Source organism: Actinomadura kijaniata (assembly GCF_014138665.1).
Lineage (GTDB): Bacteria > Actinomycetota > Actinomycetes > Streptosporangiales > Streptosporangiaceae > Spirillospora > Spirillospora kijaniata.
Map to the genome: position 1 here is coordinate 118926 of NZ_JACJIA010000012.1, position 11332 is coordinate 130257.

The following is an 11332-nucleotide window of genomic DNA, read 5'->3' on the forward strand; positions in this document are numbered from 1 at the left end:
ATGCGGCACGTTCACTGATGATCGCGGATGAGTGTTCGGACGGGCCTGTCGGGCGATGGCGCGACAGGCCCGTCGCATGGGCGCCGCCGGAAGGCGGGGCGGTCAGGTGCTCCGCACGTCCGGTTCGTCGGCCTTCTCCGCCGCCAGGGCGTCCGGCGCCTCCCCGGACCGGCCCCGGGCCGAGGTCCGGGTCAGCCAGAGCGCGGAGCAGCCGGTGACGACGGCCATCGCGACCAGCAGGGTCCGGTAGTCCACGACCAGCGACACGCCCGCGCCGACCACGATCGAGATCGTCTGCGGCGTGCTCACGGACGCGATCGCCGCCGACACCGACCGGCCCTGCATGTCGGCGGGGGTCCGGTTCTGCACGGAGGTGATCAGGGCCACCGTCATCCAGCACATGCCGGCGCCGAACAGCAGCGACCCCGCCACGACGGGGGCGATGTGCGGCGCGAGATAGAGCACGGAGGCGAGGGAGCAGGCGGCGGTCCCCAGGATCACGACCTTCGTGTCGCCCAGCCGCCGGATCGCGTACCCCACCGAGAGCCCCGCCGCGACCGCCCCGGCGCCCTGCATGCTGACGAGGATGCCGACGAAGGCGGGCGTCCGGTGCAGGCCGCTGCCGACGATGGAGAAGATGAGCGTCTGGGAGAAGCCGGTGACCAGGTTGGCGAGGCCGAGCGCGATGACGATCCCGCGCAGGGCGGGCGTCGAGAACACATGGCGCAGTCCCCCCAGCAGCTCCTCCCGAACGGCGAAGGCGCCCACGACATGACGTTTGTCGTTCGGCGCCTTGATACGCCAGACGCAGAACGCCGCCATGAGAAACGTCGCCGCGTCGAGAAGGGCGATGACATGCCCGCCGACCAATGTGTAGAGTCCCGCGCCGAGTAGCGGGGCCAGGAGTTTCACTCCGTCGCCCGAGGTTTGCAGCAGTCCGTTCGCGTCCGGCAGTTCGGAACGGTCGAAGAGGGACGCGGTGAGAGCCGACTGGGTCGCGGTGATGATGACGGCCGAGAATCCGTAACACAGGATCATCACATAGAGCAACCACACCTGGCTCGCGTCGTGCACGGCGAGGCTCAGGAGCATGACGCAGGCCATCGCCAGGTTGGTGGCGATGAAGACCTGGCGCCTGGGGAAGCGGTCGATGACCACCCCGGCGAAGGGGGCGAACAGAAACGGGAACGCCACGAAGACGAAGGCCACGCCGGCGGCGGCGTCGCTGCCGGTCAGCTCCTTGACCCAGATGCCGAAGGCCAGGATGAGCGCCCGGTCGCCCAGCGTGGAGAGCGTCTGTCCCAAGAGCAGGTACCGAAAGCCGCGGTCTCTCAGCACAACTTTCACAGCGGGTCCTTTCCGGGCCGGAGGTTGCGGCGTCAGGGGCGGTCGATCGGGCGACCGGAACCGGGGCGAGAGGAAACCGGTGGTCGGGCTCTTGGCATAATCGGCCGCGATTCAACCATAGGATTGCCCGGAGGTTAACCTCGTGAAAGTGGCCGGAACAGGACAGATCATCTTCTATATGCCTTGGTACGGTCAAATGCGTGAAGGTGATCAGCGTAGGTTTCTTGCGTACTGGTACGACATCGACCAAACTCGCACTGGAACAGCTCGGTTTCGGGCCCGCCTATCATCTGCGAACTGTCGAGGGTGAGCCGTGGCGGGCCGAACAGTGGGTCGCCGCCGCCGACGCCGTGAAAAATGGGGAGCCGGTCGACTGGGAAGAGATTTTCGCCGGTTTCCAATCCACTTCGGGAGATCCGGCGGCGCCCTTCTGGCGGCAGATCGTCGACGCGTTCCCTTCGGCGAAGGTGGTCCTCACGGTCCGGGACCCGGAGGAGTGGTACCAGAGCGTCTCCCGCACGATCATGCCCGCGCTGAAGCCGCCGCCCCTGCCGATCCGCCTGCTGACCTGGCGTCCGAAGGGCCGGTACGCGGACCATCTGGACCAGGTCCACCGGATGACCTGGGACGGCGAGCTGGAGGGCCGGTTCGCGGACCGCGAGTACGCGATCGGGATGTTCGAGCAGCGCATCGCCGACGTGCGGGCGCACGTTCCCGCCGACAGGCTCCTCGTCTACGAGGTGCGCTCGGGATGGGGTCCGCTCTGCGGGTTCCTCGGCGTGCCCGAGCCCGAAGGCCCGCTTCCGCACGAGAACGACAGGGACACCTTCAACCGCCGCCAGCGGCAGGCGCTCGTCCAGCAGCTGGTCCCCCGCATGCTGGCCGGGACCACGGTGGTGGCCGCCGGCCTCGGGCTCGCGGCCCTGATGGCGCGGCGTCGGCGTTAGGCATCGGAGGGCTTCCATGACGAGATGGCCAGAAGACGATCATGAGCTGGCGGCGGCGCTCGCGTCCGCGGCGGGGGACGTCCTGCTGACGGTCCGGGCCGAGAGGGGACACGGCGACGCGCGGGCGCTCAAGGAGGCCGGGGACCGCCGGTCGCACGACTTCCTGGCCGGGGCGCTCGCCGAGGCGCGGCCCGGGGACGCGGTCCTCAGCGAGGAGGGCAGGGACGATCCGGCCCGGCTCGACGCCGACCGCGTCTGGATCGTCGACCCGCTCGACGGCACCCGGGAGTTCTCGGAGGAGGGGCGCGCGGACTGGGCCGTCCACGTGGCGCTGTGGGAGAAGGGGCGCCTGACCGCCGGCGCCGTCGCGCTGCCCGGCGAGCGCACCACGCTGCGGACGGCGGGTTCCGGGGCCCTGGCCGGAGACGCCCCTCTCGTGGCGCCCGCGCCCGACGCCTCGCGGATCCGCGTCGCCGTCAGCCGCACCCGCCCACCGGACTTCGTCCAGAGGCTGGCCGAGACCATCGACGCGGAGGTCGAGCTGGTCCCGATCGGCTCGGCGGGCGTGAAGATCTCCTCGGTCCTCCTCGGCAGGGCGGACGCCTACCTGCACGCGGGCGGCCAGTACGAGTGGGACTCCGCCGCGCCGGTCGCGGTCGCGCTGGCCTCCGGCGCCCACGCCTCCCGGATCGACGGCGCCGAGCTCCGCTACAACCAGCGGGACACCTGGCTCCCGGACCTCCTGGTCTGCCATCCCTCGCTGGCCCCGCTGCTGCTCGCCGGCGTCCGGGACATCGCGGACCCGCCGCCGGTCCCAGGGCTTTCGAGCACGGCCTAGGACCAGTCGCGTTCCAGGGGCAGGTCCCAGGGGACGCGCGCCCACGGCCCGTCCGGGTCGGCGCGCAGCCGCTCCACCGCCGTCTCGTGGCGCCGCTGGTCCTCGCCGCCCGACCACAGCAGGCGGCCCTGGAGGTAGCAGGTCGCCAGGTCGTCCCAGGAGGCGTAGCGGCGCTGGACGTCGATGGCCAGCGGCAGCATCCGGTCCCAGCAGTAGCCCTCGGTCAGCCAGTCCGCCATCCGGCCCAGCCGGTACAGCGTCAGCGCGCGGGCGTAGTCCCAGATCAGCAGGCGGCCGACGGTGGCGCGCAGCGACGGGTCGTCGGCCAGCAGCTTCAGCCGGCCCAGCTCCTCGGCCGCGTGGTCGCGGTCGTTGAACAGCGACCCGAAGAACACCGCCAGCTCCGCCCCCTCCGGCGAGACGTCCGCGCCCGGCTCGTCGCGCAGCAGGCCCGGGACCAGCCGCGCGTACGTCTCCCCGGCCGCGCCGTAGCGGACCCGGACCAGCTCCACCAGGCGTTCCACGAACGGCGGTTCCATCCGCTCCTCGGCGATCATCACGTCGATCTCGCGGAGCAGCCGGGCGTACTCCTCGCGTTCGGCGTCGGGACGGGCGGCCAGCTCGGCGTCCTGGGCGAACGCGGCCCGGTGCCCGTCCTGCACCAGCCAGTTCACGGCGGGCAGGAGCTGGTCGAGGTCGTCGACGTTCCACGGGTCGGCCAGCAGGGCGTGGGCGCGGTCGCGGTCGGCCGCCGTGCCCAGCCGGTCCACGGGCAGGTCGTGCGGCAGGCCGTAGGGGGCCGCCGCGCCGAGGATCCACCGCTGCGTGGGCGTCAGGTCGGGGGCGGAGACCATCTCGGTCAGCAGCCGGTGGAACTCGGCGGCCCGCCGCCGCTCGCGCGTCGAGAACGCCGCCAGCCGCCGCGACAGCGCCGGATGCCGCAGCAGCACCTGGAGGTACAGGGAACGTTCCCGCAGCACCAGGTGATCGGGGCGGATCTCGGCGAACGGGAGCGAGACGTCCTGCCAGACGACCGCGCGTTCCCGGGGGCGGAACTCCAGCGGCGGACGCATCGTCAACGCCACCAGCGCGAAGAACAGCACCGTGAACAGGGCGAGCAGCATCGCGCCCGCGCCGAGCGCGTACCCGGCCGCGCCGGACCTGCCGAACGCCAGCAGCACGCCGCCGGCCGCCAGCGTCAGCATCCCCGAGGCCCCGAGCGCACCGTCCAGGACCATCAGCGGCAGGTGGCCGTCGCGCAGCCGCAGCACCGCGGACCCGTCCACCACGACGGCCCGGACATCGCCCTCGGCGAGGCTGCCACGGGCGGCCTTCTCGAGTGCTTCGGGGTCCATGGCCAGGACCCTAGACCATCGTCTCGTGCCGGATCATCCCCCGTTGTCGGGGAGTGTCGGTACCATCCGGGTTCATGTCGAGACCTCGGAGGATATCCCCGTGAGTGCTCCCCCTCCCCCCGGAGGCCCCTATCCGCCGCCGCCGCCGTACGGCCCGCCCGGACCGCCCGGTCCCCCCGGGCCGTCCGGCCCGTTCGGCCCGCCACCTCCCCCTTCGGGCGGGAGCAGCGCCGGCCTGCTGCTGATCCTGGGCGCGGCCGGGCTGGCGGTCGTCGTGGGCATCGTCGGGTTCGTGGTGTTCGCCGCCGGCGACGACGACGATCCGCCCCGCACCCTCACCATGCCGAGCTACACGGCGCCGTCCATCCCCAGCATCACCAACAGCCCGTCCTACTCTCCCTCCCCCTCCCCGACGATGACGCGCCGGAGCGACGGCCGCGCGGACGTCGGGCCGAGCTACTTCGCCACCAGCGTCAAGACCGGATCCGGCACGTTCGTGAAGGCCGCGTGGTGGACGCAGAGCTGCACCGGCGCGGCCAAGCCGGGCCTGGCGTCGGTGCTGCGGGGCACCCCGTGCCGGGGTTCGCTGCACGGGGCGCAGTACCGGGCCCCGGACCGCGGCGTTTACGTCCAGCTGAGCCTGATGGAGTTCGACACCCAGGCCGAGGCCAAGCGGGTCGCCGACGCCATCAGCTCCGGCACCGCGCCGAAGATCCGCGTCTCCCGGGGCAGCGAGCCCGGCCACTGGTGGTCGGCCGCCTGGGCGGGCAACCACGTGCTGGTGCGCCAGTCGTTCCGCAGCGGCTCCAACCAGCCCGGCCCCCGCAGCGGCACCGTCCAGACCTACGGCGACGCGCTGCTGCGGATGATGCACGCCGAGCTGAAGAACATCTACCTGTGGAGCAACTGAGCCGTCTCCCGGGGCGCCCGCTCAGCCGCCCTGGAGGTGCTGGACCAGCGCCCGGTGGCGCTGCCAGCCCTCGGGGGAACGGCCGTCGCCCAGCGGGAACAGCGTCATCGGCGCGTTCGCCGGACCGACCTGACGGCCGGGCACGGCGGGCGGGCCGGTGACCGTCCCGACGACGGCCATCGCGACCGGCGCGGCCGCGCCGGACCAGCGCGGCTCGGTGGTCAGATCGGCCCGGCCCGGCGTGAGCTGAACGAACAGCGACACGACGGGCTGGTCGGCGGCCAGCCCGCCGACCAGCTGCGGCAGGTGCTGCAACGGCGGCGGGTCGTCGGGGCCGTACCCGAGCGAGACGGTGGTGTTCTCGGCGACCGCGCCGCCCTGGACGGTGGCGAACTCGGCGACGGCCTGCGCGGGCCGCGGCCCGTCACCGCCGATCATCAGCCGCGCCCTCTCCCGGCCCCGCACGTACTCGGTGAACCGGTCGGGCTGCCAGGGGTGCTCCATCGGCTCCGACGGACCCCAGCCGACCGGGTACTTGCCGGTGAGCAGCTGCATGAGGCGTTCCAGCGGACCGTGCAGGTAGCCGTCGGCGTTGTGCCGGACGCGGTAGGTGAGGGTGAGCTGGGACCCGATCGGGGCGCTGGGCCGGGTGGTGAAGCCGGGCGCGTAGTCACGGGCGTCCGGGACCGGGGCGAACGCCGACCCCGTCCACCTCAGCGGCCGTCCCGACAGACCCTCGTAGTAGCCGTCGCCGTGCCGCACCACCCACTGGACGCCGTCCGTCCCGTCCGCGGCCGCCAGCGAGCGCAGCGGCAGCGTCAGCCGCGACTCCAGCGGCGTGACCAGCTGAAGGGCGCGTCCGGAGCCGGCGCAGTCGTGCAGCGCCCGCACCAGCCACCCGCTCAGCGGAACCACGGGGCGGTCCTGCAACACGACCATCGACCGGTCCGTCAGCACGTCAACGATGCTCATCTCGCCCCGAGTCTATCGATGTGGACTCGGTGGGATATCGAACCTGGGTGAGGAATGGGACTACTGAGTAGACTGCGGTGATTTCTGGTGTTCATTCGGGGTGAAAGCACGCATTCATGATCAAAGTTAGTCGGCTGGGCGACTCGCCCGGGGATGGGGGCCTGATGGGCAACGGTGATCGCATCTCCGAGCTGTACAAGGGCGAGATCTGGAGCGAGCACGTCCAGCGTGCGGCGCGCGCCCGGATCGACTGGCTGGTGTCGCAGGCGTCGGGACAGGTCCTCGACCTGGGGTGCTCCCAGGGCATCGCCTCCATCCTGTGCGCCCGCAGGGGGCTGCGCACGCTGGGCATCGACGTGGAGGCCGACCGGATCGAGTACGCCCTGGCCGACCGCGCCCGCGAGCCGCAGATCGTGCAGGACCTGCTGGAGTTCCGGGTCGGCGACGCGCGCAGGCCCGACGTCCCCGCCGGGTCGGTGGACACCGTCCTGCTCGGCGAGGTGCTGGAGCACCAGGCCGATCCGGCCCCGCTGCTGCGCGCCGCCGGAGAGGCGCTGCGCCCCGGGGGCCGCCTGCTGCTGACGGTGCCGTTCGGCTACCACCCCCACCACGACCACCGGGCCACCTTCTACGTCGCCTCGCTGCTGGAGGCGACGTCCCCGTTCTTCACCGCCGAGTCCCTGGACGTGGTGGACGGCTACCTGCGCGGCGTTCTCGTCCCCGGCGCGATGGGCGACGATGATCGCCGCGCGCTGGTCATGGCGATGCAGCCCGCGTTGGAGCACGAGTTCCTGACCGTGGAGAAGGAACACCGCGAACTGGCGGAGCGCGCCCAGAGACTGACCGGCGAGATGGCCGAGGCCCGCGAGCGGGCGGACGGCTTCGCCCGCATCGAGGAGCGCCTCAACACCATCGCCGACCACCAGGACGGCGTGATCGCCGATCTGCGCGGCCGTACCGCCGAGCTGGAGCGCGAGCTGTCGGAGGCCCGCGCCACCATCGACCGCCTGCGCGCCGACCTGGCCAAGGAGAAGGCCAACGCCGAGGAACGCGTCAAGCTCGCCCAGAAGCGCAGCGCCGGGCTGGAGAAGGCCGCCACCGAGCTGCACGACCTCAAGGGCCGCCTCGCCCACCAGGAGTACCGCACCCGCTACCTGGACTGGCAGCTCAAGTCCACCCAGACCCGCCGCTGGTGGCGCGTCGGCGAGTCGCTGTTCAACGTCAAGAAGGAGGGCGGCAGGGCGCTGAAGGCGCTGCCCGCCGACATCCTGCGCGCCTCGGTGAAGATGCCGATGCCGATGCCGCCGCAGAAGCCGGCCCGCCGCGCCGCCCCGGCCAGGCCCCCGGCCAAGGCCCCGGCGGTGAAGGCCGCCGGCACGCCGGCCCCCGTCCCGGCGTTCGCGATGCCGGACATCCCCGAGGTGCCGATCCCCGAAGGGCCGATCGCGCGTCCGGACCTGACCGTGGCGGTCATCTTCGACACCTTCTCGGAGATGGCGTTCAGGTACGAGTGGCGGCAGGTCGCCCCCACGCCCGACGACTGGCGCGAGGTCATGGAGCGGGAACGTCCCGCGATGCTCTTCGTGGAGTCGGTCTGGCAGGGCAACGGCGGCGTGTGGCACAAGCACGTCCACGGCCCCACCGCCCCCAGCGACCAGCTGCGCGAGCTCGTCGCCTGGTGCCGCGAGCAGGGCATCCCGACGGTCTTCTGGAACAAGGAGGACCCGCCGAACTTCGACCTGTTCATCGAGTCGGCCCGCATCTTCGACTGGATCTTCACGGTGGACGCGGGCAGCGTGCCGAGGTACCGCGAACTGGTCGGGCACGACCGCATCGGCGTGCTGCCGTTCGCCGCGCAGCCGCGCGTCCACAACCCCGTCCAGGTGCCGGGCGGACGCGCCAACGACGTGGTGTTCGCGGGGACCTACTTCTCCCAGAAGCACCCCGCCCGGCGCATCCAGATGGAGATCGTGCTGGCTCCGGCGACGGAGTTCGACCTGCACATCTACAGCCGCGTGGACAGCAAGGACCCGCGGTACGCGTTCCCCGAGCCGTACGCGAAGCACGTGGTGGGCAGCCTCCCCTACGACCGGATGCTGGCCGCCTACAAGGCCTACAAGGTCTTCCTGAACGTCAACTCCGTCGTGGACTCGCCCACGATGTGCGCCCGCCGGATCTTCGAGCTGTCGGCGTGCGCGACCCCCGTGCTCAGCGCCCCGTCCCCGGCGATCGAGGCGACCTACCGCGGCCTGGTCCCGATCGCCCACACCTCCGCCGAGGCCCGCGCCCAGATGAAGGCCCTGCTGGACAGCCCGCAACTGCGGGACCGGCAGGCGCACCTGGCGATGCGCGAGACGTTCGCCGAGCACACCTTCGCCCACCGCGTGGACCACGTCCTGGAGACGATCGGGCTGCCCGTCCGGCGCGTCGAGCGCCCCGTCACGGTGATCTCCTCCTCCAACCGGTCCGGCCAGCTGAGCCACCTCATCGACCAGGTCGCGCGGCAGCGGTACCGCCCGCTCCAGCTGGTGCTGGTCCTGCACGACACGGACCTGGACCCGCAGGTGGTCCGGGAGAAGGCGCTGACCGCGGGGATCGAGGACGTCGTGGTCTTGACCGCCGACGCCTCCCGCAACCTCGGCCAGTGCCTGAACATGGCCGTGGACGCCGCCGACGGGGAGATCATCGCCAAGTTCGACGACGACGACCTGTACGGCGAGCACTACCTGACGGACCTGACCACGGCGTTCACCTACACCGACGCGCAGATCGTCGGGAAGGCGGCCTACTACGCCCACCTGGAGGAGAACGACGCGGTCCTGCTGCGCCGCCCGCACCAGGAGCACAGCTACGTGGACCTGGTGAGCGGCGCGACCCTCGTCGTGCGGGCCGACCTCCTGCGCTCGCTGCGGTTCGACGAGGTCGGCGTGGGCGAGGACACGGGCCTGCAGAACCGCGCGGTCGCCGACGGCGTGCGGATCTACTCGGCCGACCGCTTCGGTTACGTCCAGGTCCGCCGGGCCGACAAGGACACCCACACCTGGCGGATCACCGATGAGGAGATGCTCCGCACCGCCCGTCTGGAGTTCTACGGGAACCCGGAGGCCGCGGTCCTGTTCTGATCGGGCCCCGCGGCCCCCGGGCGGCCGTCAGGAGCGGAGACTGTAGCGGTTCGAGGCGACCTTCCCGGAGGCGTTCACCGCGTCGATGTGGATCCAGGAGCCTCGCGCCAGCCCCGTGTCGGGGAACGGCACCCAGAGCTCCCTCATTCCGGCCGGGAGCGGGGAGGCGCCGGGCGGCGGGGGCGGGCCGGGCATCGGGCGCACGATCCGGCTCTGCTCCCGCCGGTGGTCGTCCTGCCAGGTCAGGGTGACGCTGCTGCCGTCGCCGAGCTGGTAACCGCGGACGAGCACGCCGCGCTGGCCCTCGCGGCTGCTCCGCACGGCCCCGGCCAGGATCGGGCGGGCCGCGTCGGCGGTGATCTCGTCGGCCAGTGAGGACGGCCGGTTCTCCCGGCAGGTGTACAGGCCGTTCCACTTGAACGACACCACCTTGCCGACCTGCGCGCCCGCCGCCATGACCGCCTGGTCGAGCCGGACCTTGTCGGTGCGCCCCCGCGCGGTCCCCGGATCGCAGGGGCCGGTGGAGGCGGGCTCGAAGCCCTCGACGTTGGCCCACAGCTCCATGACGCGGCCCTCGCGCGCCAGCTCGGAACGCGCCCGCGCCGCCGCCGCGTAGTAGGCGCTGATCGGCGCGGCGTACGCCTGCCGGTAGGTCACCGCCCCGACCCGCTCCACCGGCCGCAGCCGCGGGTCCACGAGCTTGTCGGCCTCGTGGTCCCAGTACAGCGCGCCCTTGCCGGTGCCGCGGCCGTCCTGCGGCGCGACGATGTCGGCGCCGGTCCGCGCGACCTCCTTGATCCCGGCGGCGACCGCGTCGGGGTCGGTGACGTCCCCCGTCTTCTTGCGGGTGTCCCAGTAGGGACTGACCAGGATCTTCCGGCCGGGGAGCAGTTCGCGGACCGCGGCGTGCTGGGCGCCGTACGCCTGGAGGTTGACCTCCTGCGAGGGCTGGGACCACCGGCGCAACCGGACCTCGAACGTCTGGTACACCCCGGCGAAGGAGGCCCGCCCGCCGAGCCTGCTCGCGTAGTCCTTCAGCAGCACGCGGTTGAGCGCCAGGGCCACGTCGCGGTGACCGGTGTCGACGTTCCAGGTCTGCTGCGGTTGCCGGGGCAACGCGGGCAGGCCGACGAACACCTTCATGCCCAGGGCGTCGGCCTCCGCCAGCACCTCGTTCGTCCAGTCCGAGGTCGAGGCCGCGATGAGCACCAGCGCGTAGGCGCGCCCGGCGCGCAGGTCGCAGGCGCCGCCCGCCGGATCGTCGACGGGCAGCAGCATCCGCTGGAACACCTGCGACCCCACGGTGAACCGCACGTCCTGCCCGGGGCACCGCAGCGCCCCCGGCCCGAGCCCGTCCCGCGAGCCCACCGCGTAGATCTGGGTGATGGAGTTGGCGGGGTTCCCGGACCGCACGGCCTCCAGCGCCGCCTGGTAGCAGGTCCGCCCGTCGCGGGCGCACGCCTTGAAGGCGGGGTCCACGGATCCGTCGGGCCGCAGCAGCCGCCCGTCCATGTCCACCTGCCGCGCCTCGATCTGGGGACCCGAGGTGATGACCGTGTCGCCGGAGATCCGGCGCATCGCCCGCAACGCCTTGCGCGGTCCGCACGGGTCGTTGTCGGGGAACAGCCAGAATCCCGACACCGGATAGGAGACCGCGGGCCGCGGGTCCCGCGGCCCGCAGGGATCGGAGGCGCGTGGACCCCCGCCGTCCGCCCCGGACAGGACACCGGCGAGCAGGATGACCGATCCCACCAGCAGCCACAGCACAGCCGACAGGAGCAGGACACGGCCGGCCGACAGGGGAGCGGCCCTGCGAAGCAAGAAGGTTCCTTTCGACGGGA

At 72.3% G+C, this 11332-nt stretch carries 8 protein-coding genes; 4 read left to right on the top strand and 4 right to left on the bottom strand.

Features of this window, described 5'->3' with window-relative positions:
* Positions 1–102: 102 nt before the first annotated feature.
* Entirely contained in the window at positions 103–1347 is a 1245-nt protein-coding gene (locus tag HNR61_RS35610) for an MFS transporter (protein ID WP_312898260.1), read from the bottom strand.
* A gap of 200 nt (positions 1348–1547) precedes the next feature.
* Between HNR61_RS35610 and HNR61_RS35615 the strand changes: the two genes are divergently transcribed.
* Together HNR61_RS35615 and HNR61_RS35620 are read left to right on the top strand one after the other, a co-directional pair.
* Positions 1548–2294, top strand: coding sequence for a sulfotransferase family protein (locus HNR61_RS35615; RefSeq protein WP_182847547.1), 747 nt, complete (start codon positions 1548–1550; stop codon positions 2292–2294).
* Between the two features lie 16 nt (positions 2295–2310).
* A complete protein-coding gene (locus HNR61_RS35620) occupies positions 2311–3132 on the top strand; it encodes a 3'(2'),5'-bisphosphate nucleotidase CysQ (protein ID WP_182847548.1) in 822 nt (273 codons plus the stop codon).
* Here HNR61_RS35620 and HNR61_RS35625 read toward each other — a convergent pair.
* Positions 3129–4487: a DUF1266 domain-containing protein gene (locus HNR61_RS35625; protein ID WP_182847549.1), complete on the bottom strand. Its 1359-nt coding sequence runs from the start codon at positions 4485–4487 to the stop codon at positions 3129–3131. The genes HNR61_RS35620 and HNR61_RS35625 overlap by 4 nt on opposite strands.
* Before the next feature lie 100 nt (positions 4488–4587).
* Here HNR61_RS35625 and HNR61_RS35630 point away from each other — a divergent pair, with 100 nt between their 5' ends.
* Complete coding sequence (locus tag HNR61_RS35630; RefSeq protein ID WP_182847550.1) at positions 4588–5397, top strand: hypothetical protein; 810 nt, start codon at positions 4588–4590, stop codon at positions 5395–5397.
* Between the two features lie 21 nt (positions 5398–5418).
* Here the strand turns inward: HNR61_RS35630 and HNR61_RS35635 are convergent, their stop codons facing one another.
* A complete protein-coding gene (locus HNR61_RS35635; RefSeq protein WP_220510200.1) occupies positions 5419–6369 on the bottom strand; it encodes a DUF6177 family protein in 951 nt (316 codons plus the stop codon).
* A gap of 164 nt (positions 6370–6533) precedes the next feature.
* Between HNR61_RS35635 and HNR61_RS35640 the strand changes: the two genes are divergently transcribed.
* Positions 6534–9491 (top strand): glycosyltransferase family protein, encoded by a 2958-nt coding sequence (locus HNR61_RS35640; RefSeq protein ID WP_182847551.1) that lies wholly within the window; start codon positions 6534–6536, stop codon positions 9489–9491.
* A 27-nt stretch (positions 9492–9518) separates the two neighbouring features.
* Here the strand turns inward: HNR61_RS35640 and HNR61_RS35645 are convergent, their stop codons facing one another.
* Positions 9519–11312: a DUF4434 domain-containing protein gene (locus HNR61_RS35645; protein ID WP_182847552.1), complete on the bottom strand. Its 1794-nt coding sequence runs from the start codon at positions 11310–11312 to the stop codon at positions 9519–9521.
* Between the last annotated feature and the right edge of the window lie 20 nt (positions 11313–11332).